Here is an 18,839-nt window from a genome sequence, read left to right on the forward strand (position 1 = left end):
GAAAAATTAAATTTATTTTCAAATAATTACATACCTTTGCACGGAATTTAAAAACACAGTTTTTTTGATTTTTTTAACAATGAAGGTAGCTAAACAAACTTTTAAATTTTTCGTCATTATCTCAATGCTTTTTGCAGGAACTTCTGTGTTGGCTGAAAACCCAACAACAGAGGGTCATAAAGATGGTGGTCAGGTAGATACAAAAACAGAGGTGGAAGAATATATCTTGCATCACATTAAAGATTCTCACGATTTTAATTTGTTTTCTTATACAAATGATGCTGGAGAACGTAAACACTTTGGTTTTCCTTTACCAGTAATTATATGGACAAGTAATGGTTTAACAACTTTTATGTCGTCTGAGTTTCATCATAATGATGATGGTCATGTAATCGTAGAGAAAAACGGAATGAAATTCGCTAAGATTCACTCTAAAATTTACGAACTTGAAGCAGGAGCATCTACCGTTGCTTTTGACGATACACATCACGCAACAAATGCACATAAACTTTTAGACTTTTCAATCACTAAAAGTGTGGTTGGTGTATTACTTATTGGATTATTAATGTTATTCTGGTTTTCGCGTTTAGCAAGACAATACAAAAAGAAAGCAATTCCAACAGGATTTGGACGTGTATTAGAGCCATTAGTATTATATGTAAGAGATGAAATTGCTAGACCAAATATTGGAGAGAAGCATTACAGAAGGTTTACAGGTTATTTAATGACAGTATTCTTTTTTATCTGGATATTAAACTTATTAGGATTAACTCCATTTGGTTTTAACGTAACAGGACAGTTAGCAGTAACTGCTTGTTTAGCAATATTTACTTTAGTTATTTATACAGTAAGTGGTAATAAAGACTATTGGATGCACATCTTATGGATGCCAGGAGTGCCAATTTTAATTCGTCCAGTATTGGCAATTATAGAATTAGCAGGAGCATTGGTAATTAAGCCATTCTCATTATTAGTACGTTTATTCGCAAACATTTCAGCAGGTCACATTGTTGTCATGAGTTTGATAGCAATAATGTTCACCTTAAAGAAATCTTTAGGTGTCGTAGGTGCTACAGGGTTATCATTAGTATTATCATTTTTTATAACATTAATTGAAGTGTTAGTTGCTTTTTTACAAGCATATATCTTTACAATGCTTTCAGCATTATTTATTGGTATGGCAGTAGCAGAGCACGATCACGAACACGATCATGATGAGCATGGTCACGAAGTCCCTGACGCAGAAGATGTCAGAGCAGATTTCATTTAACAAGAGTATTTTTAATTTAACTATAAATCTATTTATTATGTACAATTTAATTGGAGCAGGTTTAATCGTAATCGGAGCAGGAATTGGTCTAGGACAAATTGGTGGAAAAGCAATGGAAGGTATTGCTCGTCAACCAGAAGCAACTGGAAAAATCCAAACAGCGATGATTATTATTGCAGCACTTTTAGAAGGGTTAGCATTTGGTGCTTTATTCTTAGGAAAATAAGCAGCATTAAAACTTTAAAACACAAATCTGCAACGGTTGGTTGCAGGTTGTGTTTTTAAATTAAGAAGAAAAAATTTTATATACATTTAAGTATGGACAAGTTATTAAACGATTTTTCACCAGGACTATTTGTAGTTCAAACCATATTACTTTTACTATTAATATTTTTAATGGTAAAGTTTGCATGGAAACCAATCATGAACTCTTTAAACGAAAGAGAAGAAGGTATCCAAGGAGCATTAGATGCAGCTGAAAAAGCAAAATTAGAAATGCAAAATCTTCAAGCAGATAATGCAAATCTTTTAAAAGAAGCACGTGCAGAGCGTGAAGCTATGCTTAAAGAAGCACGTGAGATGAAAAACACAATGATTGAAGACGCTAAAACAGAAGCACAAACGCAAGCAAACAATATGATTGCTCAAGCACAAGCTGCTATTGAAAGCGAAAAAAAATCTGCTATGGCAGAATTAAAAAATCATGTGTCAAGTTTATCTATAGACATTGCAGAAAAAGTAGTACGTCAAGAATTATCAAACAAAGACAAGCAATTAGAATTAGTTGAGTCTATGTTAGGTGATGCAAAATTAAACTAGTCAAAAGATGGCAGGAGAAAGAGCAGCAATACGTTACGCAAAAGCAGTTTTAAGTTTAGCTACAGATAATAATACAGCTGAGGTTGTAAATAATGACATGGAGCTAATAAGCAATACAGTTGCACAAAGTAAAGACTTAAAAGACATGCTTTATAGTCCTGTAATTACTTCGGCTATAAAAAAATCTGCTTTATTAGAAATCTTTAAAGGTATAAACCCAGCAACGGTTAATTTAATAGATACACTAATAGCTAATAAGCGTACAGATTTATTAGCAGCAGTAGCATCAAAATACACGACTTTATTTGAACAACAAAAAGGAAGTCAGATTGCAGTAGTGACTACAGCAGTACCTTTAACAGAAGCATTAGAGACTAAAGTTTTAGCTAAAGTTAAAGAGTTAACAGGAAAAGAAACAGCAGTAAAAAATATAGTAGATGAAAGCATTTTAGGTGGTTTCATTTTACGTGTTGGAGATACAGAGTATAATGCTAGTATCGCTAACCAATTAAATAAATTGAAAAGAGAATTTACTTTAAATTAAAATAAAATGGCAGAAGTAAAACCAGCTGAAGTATCAGCAATCTTAAAACAACAACTTTCAGGTTTTGAAGCAAGCGCTTCATTGGACGAAGTTGGAACAGTATTAACAGTAGGAGATGGTATCGTTCGTGCATACGGATTAGCTAACGCACAATATGGTGAGTTAGTAGAATTTGATGGTGGATTAGAAGGTATCGTACTTAATCTTGAAGAAGATAATGTTGGTATTGTACTATTAGGAACTTCAGTAGGAGTTAGAGAAGGATCTACAGTAAAACGTACTAATCGTATTGCTTCTATTAAAGTAGGAGAAGGTATTGTTGGGCGTGTTGTAGATACACTTGGTAACCCAATTGATGGTAAAGGACCAATAACTGGCGAAACTTATGAGATGCCTTTAGAGCGTAAAGCACCTGGAGTTATCTACAGAGAGCCAGTAACAGAGCCATTACAAACAGGTATTAAAGCAATTGATGCTATGATACCAGTTGGTAGAGGTCAACGTGAGTTGGTAATTGGTGACCGTCAAACTGGTAAAACAGCAGTTTGTATTGACGCTATTTTAAATCAAAAAGAATTTTACGATGCAGGTGAGCCTGTATATTGTATATATGTTGCAGTTGGGCAGAAGGCTTCAACAGTAGCACTTATTGCTAAAACTTTAGAAGAAAAAGGAGCTTTAGCATATACTACAATAGTAGCTGCAAATGCATCAGATCCTGCTGCAATGCAAGTTTATGCACCTTTTACAGGAGCATCTATTGGAGAGTATTTTAGAGATACTGGTAGACCAGCTTTAATTGTATTTGATGATTTATCAAAACAAGCAGTTGCTTATCGTGAGGTGTCTTTATTATTAAGACGTCCACCAGGACGTGAGGCGTATCCTGGAGATGTATTTTACTTACACTCAAGATTATTAGAGCGTTCTGCAAAGATCATTAATAATGATGCTATTGCTAAAGAAATGAATGACTTACCAGACTCATTAAAGCCAATCGTAAAAGGTGGTGGATCTTTAACAGCATTACCAATTATTGAAACACAAGCAGGTGACGTATCAGCATATATTCCAACAAACGTAATTTCTATTACAGACGGACAAATTTTCTTAGATGGAGATTTATTTAACTCTGGTGTACGTCCAGCAATTAACGTAGGTATTTCTGTATCTCGTGTTGGAGGTAATGCACAGATTAAATCAATGAAAAAAGTATCTGGTACTTTAAAATTAGACCAAGCACAATATCGTGAGCTTGAAGCGTTTGCTAAATTTGGATCAGATTTAGATGCAGTTACATTAAACGTAATTAATAAAGGTAAGCGTAATGTAGAGATCTTAAAGCAAGGTCAAAACGATCCGTTTACAGTAGAAGATCAAGTAGCAATTATTTATGCTGGATCTAAAAACTTATTAAAAGACGTACCAGTAAACAAAGTAAAAGAATTTGAAAGAGATTATATCGAATTCTTAAATGCTAAGCATAGAGGTGTTTTAGATACTTTAAAAGCAGGTAAATTAACAGATGAGGTTACAGATACATTAATGACTGTATGTAAAGACTTATCAGCTAAATATAGAGCATAATTAACATTCCCACGAAAGTGGGAATCTTATTTCATATTTTAAAATATGGCAAATTTAAAAGAAATACGTAATAGAATATCTTCAGTATCTTCAACGATGCAGATTACAAGTGCCATGAAAATGGTATCTGCTGCTAAGTTAAAGAAGGCTCAAGATGCTATTACTGCAATGCGTCCTTATGCAGATAAGTTAACAGAACTTTTACAAAGTTTAAGTGCAACTTTAGATTCAGATTCAGGAAGTAAATTTGCAAACCAACGCGACGTTAATAATGTATTAATTGTTTCAATAACTTCAAATAGAGGGTTGTGTGGTGCTTTTAATTCTAATATTATAAAGCAGACACAAAACTTAATATCTAATGTATATTCAGGTAAAAACGTATCTGTTTTAGCAGTAGGTAAAAAGGCTAATGATGCTTTTGAGAAAAAAGGAATTGTTATAGATAACAAAAGCGCTATATATGATGATTTAACTTTTGATAATGTTGCCGAAATAGCAGAATTATTAATGGATAAATTTACTGCAGGCGAGTTTGATAAAATTGAAATCGTTTACAATAAATTTAAAAACGCAGCGACTCAAGAAGTGATGACAGAGCAGTTTTTGCCTATTGTACCAATTGAAGGAGAAGCAGAAGCTAATTCAGATTATATTTTTGAACCTTCAAAAATTGAAATCGTAGAGCAATTAATTCCTAAGTCATTAAAAACTCAACTATACAAAGGTATAAGAGATAGTTTTGCATCAGAGCATGGAGCACGTATGACTGCAATGCATAAAGCAACAGACAACGCTACAGAATTAAGAGACCAATTAAAGTTAACGTACAACAAAGCGCGTCAAGCAGCCATTACTAATGAAATCCTTGAGATTGTTGGTGGTGCAGAAGCTTTAAATAACTAATAAAAGTCACATTAAGTACAGTTAAAGTACTTTAAATGATAAAGTATTAAAACCTTATTCAATTTGAATAAGGTTTTTTTATGGACTTAATTAACAGATTAATGAATTATAATTTTATTTTAGCAATCTTAAAACCCAAAACAATATGAAAAAACACTTAACCTTATTTCTATTATTAATCAGTACTTCATTATTTGCTCAACTAAAAGTTGGAAACATAGGCCTTAATTTTGGTGAAAGTATACCCTCTAAAGATGGTGATGTTGTTAAAATAGCAGGAGAACTTAATAATACAATTTATACACTAGCTAGAAACAAAAAGAAATTCTTTTTACAAACTTTTGACGCTTCTTCAAAAGAATTTAAAACTAGTTCGTTATTAAAATTTGATAAAATAAACGGTAAAAAATTACAAATAGAAGATTTAGCAATAGTAGGAGAAAAAGTGTTTTTAATGGTTTCTTATTTTGATAAGAAAACAAAGAAATATAATTTTTTAGCTAAAGAAATTAAGGGAAACAAAATTGTTAAGACAACAAACGTGTTGTCTGTACCTGCTGAAAGTAACAGAAAAAAAGGGACTTTTGTTTTTACAACATCTTATGATGATTTTAATTATCTAGTATCACATGTTGGATTAAATTCTAGAAAAGAAGAACTTAGTTATTCTGTAGTATTATTAGATGACAATTTAACTAAAGTATTAACAGATACTTATGAAACTGTTTTTGAAGAGAAAAACAGACAGTTGTTTGATTTTTCTGATGTGCAAGTTAACGAGCATGGTGATGTTTTAATTGCAACTACTGAAAGCTTTAGGGATAAAAAGAAAAAAACAAATATTAATAATATTACAATACACTCATATCTTGCAAAAGATAATTATAAAAAGCAGGTAACCAAGATTACTTTATCTGGTAAACGTGCTTTAAACTGTAGTTTATTAGAAACTAAAGATAATACTTTACACGCTATTGGATTTTATTCTGCACTTAAAAAAAGCGGTAAAGCAGAGTATACTGTAGAAGGTATATATGATGTAAGTTTTAATTATAATACTGGAGAAGTGTTTAAAAAAACCTTTAATGACTTTACAATTGATGTAAAAACAAAATTAATAGGAGAAAGAAGAGCAAAAAAAGGAAAAGATTTAAAACCATTTTATCAAAATATTGCTTTTGTAGAAAGAGATAATGGAGGTGTAATAGTAATGTCTGAGTTTAAATTAGTTTATGTTGGTAGATCAGCAGGAATTGGTCCTTTATCAATTACACCAATTACTTATAATACAAACGAAATTATTGTAACAGCTTTAAATAAAGATGGAACTTTGGATTGGAGTAACGTCATCCCTAAAGAACAACAAGTAACTGTTTCAGAACTTGGGTTTACATTATCATTTGGAGGAAGCTCAGGAGGTGTATCTGTGTCTGCTGGAGTTTATTTTCCTTTAGCTTTATTAGGAAGTGGTCCTGAATATTTAAGTGCTATCCCAATTTATAAAGATGGACAATTAACAGTAATTGTAAACGATGATCCTAAAAACATTGGAATAACTGATATTGATGATGTTAAAAAGGTAAGAAACGTAAACAAAATGATTCCTGTTGCTTTTACATTTAATGAACAAACAGGAGAACTTACAAGAACTGACCCTACTGATTTCGAAAAAAAGCAAATTGTATTAAGACCTTCTACACATTTTAGAAAATCTGAAGATACTTTTATAATTTATGGAGGAAATAAAAAAGGAGATGCTTTAGGTGAATTAAAAATAAACTAGAAAGTTTAAATTAATATAAAACCTTATTCAATTTGAATAAGGTTTTTTTATGGAATACATTTTGATTAATTATCTTTATACAAATACAATTATATATGCAGTTTTTTAAATACTTAAGTGTTTCATTTTTATCATGTCTTTTTTTTATGCAATGTTCTAGTGCTCAAAAACTTCAAAAAGAAGCCTCTTTTAAAACAGATAAAGCATATTACCAATCATGGGTAGCAGGAGTAAGAGGAGGAGGTTCTGGAATAAATGTTTTTATTCCTGTAACTTCAGAATTAAATGATTTAAAATTAGATAGCCTTTATTTTAGAGGACAAAAAGTTGCATTAACAACCAAGCCTAATAATCCAAATTTATTCATTGGACGTATTTTAACAAAAGGGAATCAAAAGGAAGATTACACATCAGAGACTGATAAAATCCCTTTTGATTTAAATCCAAACGACGCAGTTATTAGTTATACAGAAAACGGAACAATAAAGTACTTTAAAATTGAAAACCTTGTAGAAAAACAAGCTCAGCAATATCCAAGTGCGCCACCAAGAAACAAAAATTAAAAACGTATTCTAACCATGAAACCTACAATAAAAGCCACAGTTTTACTTCTTACTATTGTTTCAATTTTTAGTTGTAAACCCTCACAGTATGCCTTTCAAAAGGAAGCACCTTTACAGTTAACACGTGCTTATTTTAATAACTGGACTACAGGAGTTAAAATTGGAAGTACTGGAGTTAATATATATTTAGCCAACCTTATTCCTGAAAAAAACATAACTATTGATAGTGTGTATTTTAGGAAAATGAAAGGGAAGCTTCAAGAAGAAAAAGGGTTGTATAGATCCAGATTAACTAAACGATTGACCAATGCAGAAGATAATGCACTAACCACAACAGGTTTTTTCCCATTTAAATTAGGGAATAGAGAGTGTGTTATTAGCTATATAGAAAGCGGAGTAACCAAATATCATAAAGTAAATTACGTCGAAGAAAAAGAAGGTGTTTATTATCCATATGGACCACCAAAAGATTAATGCTTTTTATACTGCTACAAATTCAATACATTTAAGCCTAATTAAAACACAACATTGAGCGGATTTAAATCTTTATTTAAACAAACATTTATTTATGGTTTAGCGACTGTATTACCAAGAATGTTAAGCTTTATTTTGGTTCCGCTATATACTGACCCTAAAGTACTTTCTGTTGCAGAATATGGTCGCGTTTCATTCATTTTTGCTTATTTCGTTCTTTTTAATGTGGTCTTGGCTTATGGAATGGAAACTGCATTTTTCAGATTTTTTAATAAGGAAGAAAGCAAGGAAAAAGTTACGAATACATCAGCAATCTCTTTAATTATTAGCTCTGTTGCAATACTAGGTATTGCTTTTTTATTTCGAAATCAAATTTCAGCATTAATAAACATAGAGATTAAATACCTTAATTTAGTCTTCATTATTCTTTTATTAGATGCTTTAGTTATTATCCCTTTTGCTTGGTTACGTGCAACTGCACAACCTATGCGTTATGCCATTATAAAAATTTTAAATGTCGCTATTAATTTAGGTTTAAATATTTTCTTGTTATTGTATTTAAAGGGTTTAGCTGATGGAGACTCTATTTTTAATAGTATTTATAAACCAGATTTTGAGATTAGTTACATTTTTATCTCTAATGTAATAGCTAGTGGAATTACCTTATTGTTATTACTTCCATTTTATAAAAAAATTAAATTTAGTTTTGATATTGTTTTATGGAAAAAAATGATGCGATATGCTATGCCAGTATTAATAGCAGGTATTGCTTATTCTGTAAACGAAACTTTTGATCGCATTTTGTTAGAAAAATTATTACCAGCTAATATAGCGGAAGAACAAATAGGAATGTATTCAGCATGTTACAAGTTGGCTTTATTTATGACCTTATTTGCTACTGCTTTCCGTTTAGGTATCGAACCTTATTTTTTTAGTCATTCTAATGCCAAAAACCCTCAAAAAAATTATGCAAAAATATTAGAATACTTTGTGGCATTTGGATCAGTTATTTTTATAGCAGTTGTGGTTTTTGCAGACTTATTAAAACCTTACATTATTAGAAGCGAAGCTTATTATGAAGCTATGTGGATTGTGCCTTTTATTCTTTTAGCTAATTTTTGCTTAGGTATTTATCATAACCTTTCGGTGTGGTATAAAATTACAGATCGCACTAAATTTGGAGCTTATATTTCGGTATTTGGAGCACTCTTAACGTTAGTGTTAAACTATATTTTAATCCCAAAAATCGGGTTTAAAGGTTCAGCTATAGCTACACTTTCAGCTTATGCTGTAATGATGTTACTATCTTTTTATTTTGGAAGAAAGCACTATCCAATTCCTTATAATCTTAAAAAAATAGCCCTGTATTTTGGTGTTTCAACAGTGTTTTCAATGTTATATTTCTATAATTTTAGAGGCAATTATTTTATAGGAATTGGTGCAATAATCGTATTTTTAGGCATCGTTTTTCAGCTTGAAAAAAACGAATTAAAACAACTATTAAAAAAATAATTTAATGTCATGCTTTACTTTAGTAAGCATCTCATCATCATTAATATGAATATAAAAATAATAAACAAATCCAATCATGCATTACCACATTATGAGACTATAGCGTCTGCAGGAATGGATTTAAGAGCTAATATTACAGAGTCAATAATACTTAAGCCTCTAGAACGTACCATAGTTAAAACAGGCTTATTTATAGAATTGCCTATAGGTTTAGAAGCACAAGTGAGACCAAGAAGCGGATTGGCAGCCAAAAAAGGAATTACAGTCTTAAATGCACCAGGAACTGTAGATGCAGATTATAGAGGAGAGATTGGTGTGATTCTTGTTAATCTATCTAACCAAGACTTTACTATTGAAAATGGAGAGCGTATTGCGCAATTAGTCATTGCAAAGCATGAACGAGCAGAATGGATTGAGGTAGAAACTTTATCTCAAACCTCAAGAGGTGAAGGTGGTTTTGGAAGCACAGGAACTAAATAATTTTTTATAATGAAACAGCTATTAACAACCACAACCATTTTATTTAGTGCATTTACTTATGCTCAAGACAACTCAGAAAAAATTGTGGACGTCGCTTATGATGCTTGCGATTGTATTGGTAAAATCCAAACAAACCTAAGTAAAGAGGCAAAAAGCGAAGCTATTCAATCGTGTATTACTTCTGCAAATATGTCTTGGCAATTAACTAAGTCCATGTCAGAAATGACAGAAAAAGTAAGTGATACTTTAAGTAAAGTGGATGATATTTCAAAAATTGATTCGCTAACCATACCATCAGACGATCTAAATATTATAATAACAGATTCTGATTATGATGAAATAGAATCTTATTTATACGAAACCTGTGGAGATATGGAATCCATATACTTTACAGACGATGAAGAGTCCGAAAACTCTTATTCTGATAAAGAAAAAGCAATGGAATATTATAATCAAGGTTTAGTTGCTTTTGATAATCAAGACTATAAAAAAGCATTGTCTTTTTATAAAAAGGCTGTAAAAGAGGATAAACAATTTGCATTTGCATGGGATAATTTAGGAAGGACACATAGACAATTAAACAATTTTAAAGAAGCTGTTAAATGCTATAAAAAATCTTTAAGAATTGACCCAAAAGGTGGTATGCCTTTAATGAATATTGCAGTTGCATATGGATTTTTAGAAGAATTTGATAAAGCAAAAAAAGCATACAGACAATATGGTAAAGTATTTAAAGATGATCCAGAAACCTATTTTGGTTTAGGTCGTATTTACACCATTGAAGGCGATTATGAAAACGGTTTGGACAACATGATGCAAGCCTATATTTTATATATTAATATGAATTCTCCATATAAAAAAGATGCCGAAAAATATATTGTATTATTAGCTAAACAATTAGAAGAAAGTAACAAATTAGATGTGCTTCAAAGACTATCTAAAAAATATAAAATTGAATTAGTAGAAGACTAATAGTCGTGGCAAAAACAAATAAACAAATCAACAAAATTCGAATCAACATTTAAGTATGAAAATAATAGTACCTATGGCAGGACGAGGTTCTCGTTTAAGACCACACAGTTTAACAGTACCAAAACCATTAATTCCAGTTGCTGGACAACCAATTGTCCATCGTTTAGTAAAAGATATAGCTAAAGTATTAAATCAACCAATAACAGAAGTCGCTTTTGTTTTAGGTGATCCAGCTTGGTTTGGAGATGATGTTGTATCAAGTTTAAAAGATTTAGCAACAAGCTTAGGTGCCAAAGCGTCTATCTACAGACAAGACCAACCATTAGGGACTGGTCATGCTATTATGTGTGCTAAAGAGTCCTTATCTGGACCAGCAGTTATTGCTTATGCAGATACACTAATTAGAGCAGATTTTAATCTAGATCCAGAAGCAGATGCTGTAATTTGGGTAAAACAAGTGGATCAACCAGAAGCCTATGGAGTTGTTAAATTAAATGATCAAAAAGAAATTGTAGAATTGGTAGAAAAACCAGAACAGTTTGTTAGCGATTTAGCAGTTATTGGTATTTATTACTTTAAAGAAGTCAATCAGCTTAAAGACCAACTTCAAAAGGTATTGGATAATAATATTATAAATGGAGGAGAATACCAGATTAACGATGGTATAAAAGCAATGATGGCAGAAGGTAAAACCTTTAAAACAGGAGAAGTTACAGAGTGGATGGACTGCGGAAATAAGGTAATTACTTTAAAAACCAACCAACGTATGTTAGGCTTTTTAAAAGCAGATGGAGATGAGCAATTAATTGCAGATTCTGTTAAAAATACAAACTCAACAATTATTGAACCTTGTTATATTGGCGAAAACGTAGTACTTAAAAACACCACTATTGGACCATTTGTTTCGGTTGGTAATAATTGTGTTATTGAGGATTCAACCGTTAAAAATAGCTTAATACAAAACCATACCTCTATAAAAAACGCTAATTTAGACGACGCAATGATTGGAAATCATGTTAAGTATGATGGAAAATTTACTAAAATTAGTATTGGAGATTATTCTGTTTTGGAATAATTATTGAGACTATAAACTTAACTAACATAATAATGAAGAGCTTTTTTAAAGATCTTCCTAATAAATGAAAAAATCTGTTTACATAGTTCTTTTTTTCTTTGGAATACTCTTGTTTCCGCAGATAAACTCTGCTCAAGTAGATTTTAATAAACCACCAGATGATGATTTAGGAGATGTTTCTGATGCCTATCAAGAGCACTTTTTTGAAGCGTTAAAACAAAAAGGAATAGAGAACCATCAACGTGCTATTGAAAACTTATTGAAGTGTATAGATATGGACGATTCTGATGCAATTTTGTATTTTGAATTAGGTAAAAACTATAATAAACTTAAAAACTTTGGTGCTGCAGAAGACGCTTTAAAAAAAGCCATTAGTAAGGTGCCAGATAACGAGTGGTTTTTAGATGAGTTATATAGCACTTATATTCAGCAAAAAGAATATAAAAAAGCAATTAAAACTGTTAAGCAATTAGTAAAATATCATCCAGATTATAAAGAGGATTTAGCTAATATCTATATGCAAACAGGAGATTTTAAAGGCGCTTTAAAGATTTTAGACGACTTAGATAACGAGTTAGGTATTACTAAAGATCGTGACATTTTAAGAAACAGAATTTATAATGCTACTGGACGTAAAAAAGATCAGATAGAAAATTTAGAAGAACGTGTTGATAAAAACCCAGAATCCGAAGACTCTTATCTAAGATTAATTTATCGTTACAGCCAAAACGGAAATACTGAAAAAGCATTTGAAACTGCTAAAAAACTATTAGAGATCAACCCAAAATCAGAGCTAGTTCATCTTGCTTTATATAAATTTTATTTGGATCAAGGTAATAATGATAAAGCTATAAACTCTATGAAAATAGCGTTGCAAAGCTCTCAGATTAATCCAGATTCTAAGATTAAAGTATTAGCAGATTTTGTCAAATTTGTTAGTAAAAATCAACAGTACGAACAAGATTTGGTGGACGTCACATCAATGCTAACAAAAATAGAATCTAGTGGTAAAACATTAGTAGAATTAGCACAATACTATTTGCTTAAAGGCGAAAAACAAAAAGCACTTAATTTTTATGAAGAAGCACTTCAAAAAGAAGAAGAAAACTTTGGGATTTTAAGAAACATAATTTTACTTCATATAGATTTAAAGCAATTTGAAGAAGCTAATAAAAAAAGTAAAGAAGGTTTAGAAATTTTCCCTTCTCAACCAGTTTTATATTTAGCAAATGGTGTAGCATTAAATTATTTAAACAAACCTAAAGAAGCAATTAATAGTTTAGAAATGGGCTTAGATTATATAATTGATGACACTAAAACAGAAATAGATTTTTATAAGCAATTAGCCAAAGCTTATACAACCACAAACAATTTATCTAAAGCTAAGACGTTTAGTGATAAAGCAAAAAAATTAGAAGGTTTAAACTAATGAAATTTAAAACAAACATATCGTTTTTATTAATATTACTAACACTAGTAATTTCTGGCTGTAAAGGCTCTAAAACTTTGATGTCTAATGGGCAGATTAATACTAGTTTAACTGCTAAACAGCTTATTAAAAACAGTAATAAAGCAAGTGTGGATTTTTCGACCTTAGTTGGAAGACTTAAGCTAGAATATCTGCAAAACGGAAAATCTAAAGGAACGACAGTTAGTTTTAGAATGGAAAAAGATAAAACCATTTGGATGAGTAAGCTAGGTGTGGTAAAAGTATTAATAACTCCAGCTAGAGTGGCTTTTTATAATACTTGGGATAATACTTTTTTTGATGGAGATTTTGCATATTTAAGTAGTCTTTTAGGAACAGATTTAGATTTTAATAAAGTGCAAAACTTATTATTAGGACAATCACTTTTTAACTTAAAAGATGATAAATACGAGATATCTGCAAATGATAAATCTTACATTTTGCAACCAAAAAAGCAACGCGATTTGTTTGAGTTGTTTTTGTTTGTAAATCCATCGCATTTTAAAATGGATTCTCAAGAGATATCTCAACCTAAAGACAAACGTATTTTACATATAGATTACTTGACGTATCAAGATGTAGATAGCAAAACATTGCCAGAACGCACAAAAATACTAGCTATAGAAGATCAAGAGCAACTAGAAATCAACCTAGAACTAAAGTCTGTAAAATTAAACGAAAACATACGTTTTCCGTTTAGTATTCCTTCAGGATATAAAGAAATAGATTTATAATTTATGAAGCATTGTCAATCCTTTTTTTTGATTTTAATTTTTGTTTTACTTGGCAGCACTTCTGCTTTAGCGCAAAAAAATAAAATTGACCAATTAGAAGCACAACGTTTAGAAATTAAAAACCAGATTAAACAGATTAATAATTTATTGTTTAAAAATAAGTCTAAACAGAAAAATCAAACCTCATTAATAGAAGATTTAAACTATAAACTTGGCGTTAGACGTAACTTAATTAAAGTCACAAATCAGCAAGCTAATTTAATTACCAGAGAGATAAATAGTAATCAAAAACAGATTACTGCTTTACGCGAAGAGTTGGTTATTTTAAAAGAAAACTACGCAAAAACTATCCAAACAGCATATAAAAATAAAAAATCGCAAAACCGTGTTATGTTTTTGTTGTCTTCCAGTAATTTTAGACAAGCCTATAAGCGTTTGGAGTATATGAATCAGTACTCTAAATACCAAAAGCAACAAGGAGAAAATATTAAAGAAAAAGCCTTAGAACTACAAAGCCTAAACTTAAAATTAGGACAGCAAAAAACAGATAAAGACAAGCTTGTTGCAGAAAATAAAGAGGTGCAAAAAGCATTAGAGGTAGACATGAAACAGCATAAAACGGTCATGACTGCCATTAAAAAAGATTTAAAAAAATACAATGCTCAGATTAAAGCAAAGCAACGTGCAGCAAGAGAGATTGATAAAGAAATAGATCGTATTATTAAAGAAGCTATTGTAAGTTCTAATAAAAAAGCTGGAAAACCCACAACAACAAAAACGTCTAAAACCTTTGCCTTAACACCAGAAGCAAAGCTATTAGCAGCGGATTTTTTAAGTAATAAAGGAAAATTAATTTGGCCTGTAGAAAAAGGCTTGGTTAAAGTAAAGTATGGTGTACAACGTCATCCAACAGATGCGTCGTTAACTATTAATAGTAATGGAGTCCGTATTGCAACAGAAGAAAATGCACTTGTAAGAGCTGTTTTTAATGGTGAAGTATTAAAAATTATTGTTCAAAAAAGAGGAAATCCAACGGTTTTAATAAAACATGGTAATTATATTACTGCATACCATAATCTTAAAAAAGTATCTGTTAAACCAGGAGATAAAGTAGTAACCAGACAAGAAATTGGAGAGGTTTTTACTACTAGTGAAGGCGAAACTTTACTATGGTTTAGCTTATATAAAAACGATAAGTCTGTAAATCCAGCAGAATGGGTTTATAAGATGTAACATTCCTGCGAAAGCAGGAATCTTGTTATTTTATCTAAAAACACAAACCTTTGTAATTCTCTTACAATCATTTAATTACACAAAAAAACTAATTATTGTTATGGTTTAAACCACAACAACACTATTTTAAATTTTATATATTTATGTAACAAAAAGTGTTTACTCATTAAAATGCACTAATTACTAATTGTAATACATAGCATAAGTAATAGTTACATTTAACTTAACCAATTAACTTTATATATGAAACACAATTTTAAAACGTATCTAAAATTTGGATTGTTCTTATTTGGTATAACCCTCTTTTTTTATAGTTGTCAAAAAGAAGACGACCTATCTAAACAGGGATTAGTTGATGACATTGCTGTAGATGAGATTAATATTAAAACCATTGTTGGGAAACAAATACCTAAAAACATAACTAACTTCCTAAATGATAAAACTGATAATACATTACAGTTTGGTATAACTAACAAGAAAATACAACCTCTAAATCAACAAATCATCGCTTCAAGAGGTGTAGATTTAGAAATTGGTACAGTTGACACTTCTAAGTCTGCAATGGTAGTTAACGAGACTAACACCAAATATACTTTTGAAATGATTAACAGTGATGTATCTTCCAAACATAATCTTGTGGTTATAGATTTAGGTACAGATATTGTTAATTACTATATATCATACAAACCAGAAGCATCATGGTCAACAACTCACGATATTACAAAAGATATGCGCTTTTTTACTGGAGATATTATTTTCTATAATACTGATGGTGTTGAGTCAAGTGTTTTGAAGATTGTAAATGGTTCGGTAGATCCAAATACTTCTAATGTGGTAAACGATCCATGTGATGAAGTTGAAGAAGAAGAAGAAGAACCTGATGATACTACAAATGACAATACTACTGGTAGTACTGGTGGAAGTAGCAACTCAGGAAATAGTGGCTCAGGTTCAAATCCAGCAAATGGAGGTGGTAGTGATGCAAATACAGAATTACCTTTTGATACGGTTTGTGAATATACAATACAACAGGAATGCACAGGTGGTGGGCATCATACTGACCCAAATGCATCAGGATGTAACGCAAATGATGGTTGGAGTGTTACATTTACAGCTCTTTGTTCGAATTTATTTGGAAGAACTGCTGGTGATCCAATTAGTGATTGTGTAGGTGATGTTGGTGTTTTAATCTTTGAAGATGATTGTTCAATTTCTGATGATGCTTTTAACGCTACATACTCTGCCAATTCCCCATTTAACGTAGACTTAAGTAATCTAAGAGCACCTTGCGATGACACCATAGACACTACAAACGTTGCAGAAAACGCTAAGTTTATGTGTATTTATAATAAGTTGGTAAACTCACCTAAATTTAAAGATTTGTTTATTGATACATTTGGAGAAAACGAAAATTTGAATGTTAAATTTGAAATTTTGGATATACCAACTCCTAATGGTCAATCAAATCCACCAAATGGCACATGTCATGTGACTAATCATACAATAACAAATGGCGAAGTTACAAATGTCGATATTACAATACAAATAGACAGAAATTATATAAATAACTCTGGAAGTTTTTTTGTTGCGCAAACAGTAATGCATGAATCAATACATGCTTATTTGCAATTAAAAATGTTAAATTGTGATTTAGGAACAAGTCTTGAAGAATTAAACAATTCAACTCTAGGAAGCTTGTTGACAGAATATTTTGATGGAACTTGTACGTTTCTTCAAGAAGATCATGAGTTTATGTTTAATTTTATGATACCAACTTTATCAAACATTTTAGGAGATATTAAAGATGATTTAATTTCTGAAACAGAGCAACAAGCAGCGGAGAGTCAATCTTCATTTCAAAATGAAAACACTATTAACGGATTACCTTATCAACCATGGGATTGGGAGCAATTTTATTATTATACAAACTTGCTAGGGTTACACAATACTACTGCATTTACAAATGAAATAGAGGCATCAAATCAAAAAATCACTAATTTTTACGACTATAAGTCATATTCAACTTCACATTTTAATACTCCATGCAATGATTAAATTTATATACATCTGTATTTTTTATATTTCTTTTTTTCAATTAAGTATGAGCCAAGATCTAAACTTAATTGAAAATAGTAATACTGTTTTTGTTAGGTATGATTTAAAAGATTTAAATACTGAAAAAAAAATTATTACTGAAGGTGTATCTTTAGAAAAAAATTACACCATCTATAATTATTATTTTAAAACTGCCAATGGTATTATTGATAAACTAAACCCAATAAAACTCATTTTTTCTGGAAGTTTGGGGAGTTTTAAAGATAAATACTTGTACTTTAGAGTTTGTAAAAGTTTCTTAAAGAAAAACAAGAAAACAATTATAACAAAAAAATTTATTGATAAAATAGGTTACAAGAAAACAAAAGAATTACTTGACAATGCTAAAGTAATCTTCTTAGTAGATAGCTCAGAAATTGAAAATAATCAAGTGTTAATTAAACAAGTTGTATTTCTTAATATTGCTAATCAGTAATAATATAAAAACCCAATGTATTGCATTGGGTTTTAATAAAATTTTTAGGATGTTTCAAAATGCAAAACACATATTTTTAATTGATAAAAATGAGACACAAAAGAACTTAATAATCATAAAAGAGGTTGAACATTTTTATATCGATGAAGAATAGAAATTATCGCTTAATAAAGATATGAAACTAAAAACTATAATGCAATAAACGGTTTACCATATACTTCTTGGGATTGGGATCAGTTTTATTACTATAGAAGCTTAGAAGGCTTAGGTAATACACAAGCTTTTCAAAATGAAATTACTGGCTCTAAAATAACAAACTTTTTTGGATATAGAGTTTATGCTATTAACAACTTTAATACACCTTGCAATGACTAAAATTATATCTATTACTTTATTTTATTAATTTAATTTACTATCAAGATTATGAAAAAATTAATAGTCAGAATATAGTAATTATACATTATCAAAATATAGAGAAAATTCAAGAAAAAATAGTATTTGCAAGTCTTGAAAAGGAAGAAGAAAAAAAACAAGCTTTATATAGGTTTAGTTTTTATAAACCTAATGGTGAATTAGATAAAGTTCATTCAATAGAATTATCCTTTTTCTTTGATTCGAATAAAACAAAAAGCGAACAACCTTTAATTTTTAGAGTTCATAAAAGTTTTCTTAGAAAAAATAAAAGTATAATTTTAAACCAAAAGTTAATGGATAAACTAGGTCAAGAAAAAACATTACAAATTTTAGAAAAATCCAAAACAATCCTACTTATAGATGATTCTATCGACATCATTAAAAAAAAGATTCTTATTCGTGAAGTTAAAAATTTGCCAAATAGACCAATATAAAGCTAAAAAAATACGAGCTAGTTTTTAATAAAATAATATCT

The 18,839-nt window shown here is 30.2% G+C and carries 19 protein-coding genes; all 19 read left to right on the plus strand.

The features are described 5' to 3' along the window. Positions 1 to 124: 124 nt before the first annotated feature. The 19 genes from atpB (at position 125) to SJY17_RS04355 (ending at position 18,798) form a co-directional block, all read left to right on the plus strand. Positions 125 to 1,270 carry a F0F1 ATP synthase subunit A gene (gene atpB, locus SJY17_RS04265; RefSeq protein ID WP_397364859.1) on the plus strand — a complete coding sequence of 382 codons (1,146 nt, stop codon included), beginning with the start codon at positions 125 to 127 and terminating at the stop codon, positions 1,268 to 1,270. Between the two features lie 37 nt (positions 1,271 to 1,307). Continuing rightward, a complete protein-coding gene (atpE, locus tag SJY17_RS04270) occupies positions 1,308 to 1,496 on the plus strand; it encodes an ATP synthase F0 subunit C (RefSeq protein ID WP_013993139.1) in 189 nt (62 codons plus the stop codon). 92 nt (positions 1,497 to 1,588) lie between these two features. After that, positions 1,589 to 2,089 (plus strand): F0F1 ATP synthase subunit B, encoded by a 501-nt coding sequence (locus SJY17_RS04275; RefSeq protein ID WP_397364241.1) that lies wholly within the window; start codon positions 1,589 to 1,591, stop codon positions 2,087 to 2,089. A gap of 7 nt (positions 2,090 to 2,096) precedes the next feature. After that, a complete protein-coding gene (gene atpH / locus SJY17_RS04280) occupies positions 2,097 to 2,633 on the plus strand; it encodes an ATP synthase F1 subunit delta (RefSeq protein WP_397364242.1) in 537 nt (178 codons plus the stop codon). 6 nt (positions 2,634 to 2,639) lie between these two features. Further along, a complete protein-coding gene (atpA, locus tag SJY17_RS04285; RefSeq protein WP_397364243.1) occupies positions 2,640 to 4,220 on the plus strand; it encodes a F0F1 ATP synthase subunit alpha in 1,581 nt (526 codons plus the stop codon). Positions 4,221 to 4,265: 45 nt separating this feature from the next. Continuing rightward, on the plus strand, positions 4,266 to 5,126 hold the full coding sequence (gene atpG / locus SJY17_RS04290) for an ATP synthase F1 subunit gamma (protein ID WP_397364244.1): 861 nt from the start codon (positions 4,266 to 4,268) through the stop codon (positions 5,124 to 5,126). A 145-nt stretch (positions 5,127 to 5,271) separates the two neighbouring features. Continuing rightward, on the plus strand, positions 5,272 to 6,909 hold the full coding sequence (locus tag SJY17_RS04295) for a hypothetical protein (protein ID WP_397364245.1): 1,638 nt from the start codon (positions 5,272 to 5,274) through the stop codon (positions 6,907 to 6,909). A gap of 146 nt (positions 6,910 to 7,055) precedes the next feature. Continuing rightward, complete coding sequence (locus tag SJY17_RS04300) at positions 7,056 to 7,472, plus strand: hypothetical protein (protein ID WP_397364246.1); 417 nt, start codon at positions 7,056 to 7,058, stop codon at positions 7,470 to 7,472. A 15-nt stretch (positions 7,473 to 7,487) separates the two neighbouring features. After that, positions 7,488 to 7,946 (plus strand): hypothetical protein, encoded by a 459-nt coding sequence (locus SJY17_RS04305; RefSeq protein ID WP_397364247.1) that lies wholly within the window; start codon positions 7,488 to 7,490, stop codon positions 7,944 to 7,946. A gap of 54 nt (positions 7,947 to 8,000) precedes the next feature. After that, positions 8,001 to 9,458: an oligosaccharide flippase family protein gene (locus tag SJY17_RS04310; protein ID WP_397364248.1), complete on the plus strand. Its 1,458-nt coding sequence runs from the start codon at positions 8,001 to 8,003 to the stop codon at positions 9,456 to 9,458. 45 nt (positions 9,459 to 9,503) lie between these two features. Further along, on the plus strand, positions 9,504 to 9,938 hold the full coding sequence (dut, locus tag SJY17_RS04315; protein ID WP_397364249.1) for a dUTP diphosphatase: 435 nt from the start codon (positions 9,504 to 9,506) through the stop codon (positions 9,936 to 9,938). A 9-nt stretch (positions 9,939 to 9,947) separates the two neighbouring features. Beyond that, complete coding sequence (locus tag SJY17_RS04320; RefSeq protein WP_397364250.1) at positions 9,948 to 10,910, plus strand: tetratricopeptide repeat protein; 963 nt, start codon at positions 9,948 to 9,950, stop codon at positions 10,908 to 10,910. 55 nt (positions 10,911 to 10,965) lie between these two features. Then, on the plus strand, positions 10,966 to 11,985 hold the full coding sequence (locus SJY17_RS04325; protein WP_397364251.1) for a sugar phosphate nucleotidyltransferase: 1,020 nt from the start codon (positions 10,966 to 10,968) through the stop codon (positions 11,983 to 11,985). Between the two features lie 64 nt (positions 11,986 to 12,049). Beyond that, a complete protein-coding gene (locus tag SJY17_RS04330; protein ID WP_397364252.1) occupies positions 12,050 to 13,414 on the plus strand; it encodes a tetratricopeptide repeat protein in 1,365 nt (454 codons plus the stop codon). Beyond that, on the plus strand, positions 13,414 to 14,187 hold the full coding sequence (locus tag SJY17_RS04335; RefSeq protein WP_397364253.1) for a DUF4292 domain-containing protein: 774 nt from the start codon (positions 13,414 to 13,416) through the stop codon (positions 14,185 to 14,187). The genes SJY17_RS04330 and SJY17_RS04335 overlap by 1 nt, the downstream gene beginning before the upstream one ends. Positions 14,188 to 14,190: 3 nt before the next feature. Next, positions 14,191 to 15,420: a murein hydrolase activator EnvC family protein gene (locus SJY17_RS04340; RefSeq protein ID WP_397364254.1), complete on the plus strand. Its 1,230-nt coding sequence runs from the start codon at positions 14,191 to 14,193 to the stop codon at positions 15,418 to 15,420. Positions 15,421 to 15,663: 243 nt separating this feature from the next. After that, positions 15,664 to 17,475, plus strand: a complete 1,812-nt coding sequence (locus SJY17_RS04345; RefSeq protein WP_397364255.1) for a hypothetical protein — start codon at positions 15,664 to 15,666, stop codon at positions 17,473 to 17,475. A 46-nt stretch (positions 17,476 to 17,521) separates the two neighbouring features. After that, the gene (locus tag SJY17_RS04350) at positions 17,522 to 17,950 is read left to right on the plus strand and encodes a hypothetical protein (RefSeq protein WP_397364256.1); all 429 of its coding nucleotides are present in this window, start codon (positions 17,522 to 17,524) and stop codon (positions 17,948 to 17,950) included. 707 nt (positions 17,951 to 18,657) lie between these two features. After that, positions 18,658 to 18,798, plus strand: a complete 141-nt coding sequence (locus SJY17_RS04355; RefSeq protein WP_397364257.1) for a hypothetical protein — start codon at positions 18,658 to 18,660, stop codon at positions 18,796 to 18,798. Positions 18,799 to 18,839: the final 41 nt, after the last annotated feature.

This window comes from Olleya sp. R77988 (assembly GCF_044594215.1).
Classification (GTDB): domain Bacteria; phylum Bacteroidota; class Bacteroidia; order Flavobacteriales; family Flavobacteriaceae; genus Olleya.

Excerpts from the sequence above, each read along its gene's own strand:
- atpB (WP_397364859.1), top strand. The coding sequence starts at position 125 with ATGCTTTTTGCAGGAACTTCTGTGTTGGCTGAAAACCCAACAACAGAG.
- atpE (WP_013993139.1), top strand. The coding sequence starts at position 1,308 with ATGTACAATTTAATTGGAGCAGGTTTAATCGTAATCGGAGCAGGAATT.
- SJY17_RS04275 (WP_397364241.1), top strand. The coding sequence starts at position 1,589 with ATGGACAAGTTATTAAACGATTTTTCACCAGGACTATTTGTAGTTCAA.
- atpH (WP_397364242.1), top strand. The coding sequence starts at position 2,097 with ATGGCAGGAGAAAGAGCAGCAATACGTTACGCAAAAGCAGTTTTAAGT.
- atpA (WP_397364243.1), top strand. The coding sequence starts at position 2,640 with ATGGCAGAAGTAAAACCAGCTGAAGTATCAGCAATCTTAAAACAACAA.
- atpG (WP_397364244.1), top strand. The coding sequence starts at position 4,266 with ATGGCAAATTTAAAAGAAATACGTAATAGAATATCTTCAGTATCTTCA.
- SJY17_RS04295 (WP_397364245.1), top strand. The coding sequence starts at position 5,272 with ATGAAAAAACACTTAACCTTATTTCTATTATTAATCAGTACTTCATTA.
- SJY17_RS04300 (WP_397364246.1), top strand. The coding sequence starts at position 7,056 with ATGCAATGTTCTAGTGCTCAAAAACTTCAAAAAGAAGCCTCTTTTAAA.
- SJY17_RS04305 (WP_397364247.1), top strand. The coding sequence starts at position 7,488 with ATGAAACCTACAATAAAAGCCACAGTTTTACTTCTTACTATTGTTTCA.
- dut (WP_397364249.1), top strand. The coding sequence starts at position 9,504 with ATGAATATAAAAATAATAAACAAATCCAATCATGCATTACCACATTAT.
- SJY17_RS04320 (WP_397364250.1), top strand. The coding sequence starts at position 9,948 with ATGAAACAGCTATTAACAACCACAACCATTTTATTTAGTGCATTTACT.
- SJY17_RS04325 (WP_397364251.1), top strand. The coding sequence starts at position 10,966 with ATGAAAATAATAGTACCTATGGCAGGACGAGGTTCTCGTTTAAGACCA.
- SJY17_RS04330 (WP_397364252.1), top strand. The coding sequence starts at position 12,050 with ATGAAAAAATCTGTTTACATAGTTCTTTTTTTCTTTGGAATACTCTTG.
- SJY17_RS04335 (WP_397364253.1), top strand. The coding sequence starts at position 13,414 with ATGAAATTTAAAACAAACATATCGTTTTTATTAATATTACTAACACTA.
- SJY17_RS04340 (WP_397364254.1), top strand. The coding sequence starts at position 14,191 with ATGAAGCATTGTCAATCCTTTTTTTTGATTTTAATTTTTGTTTTACTT.
- SJY17_RS04345 (WP_397364255.1), top strand. The coding sequence starts at position 15,664 with ATGAAACACAATTTTAAAACGTATCTAAAATTTGGATTGTTCTTATTT.
- SJY17_RS04350 (WP_397364256.1), top strand. The coding sequence starts at position 17,522 with ATGAGCCAAGATCTAAACTTAATTGAAAATAGTAATACTGTTTTTGTT.
- SJY17_RS04355 (WP_397364257.1), top strand. The coding sequence starts at position 18,658 with ATGGATAAACTAGGTCAAGAAAAAACATTACAAATTTTAGAAAAATCC.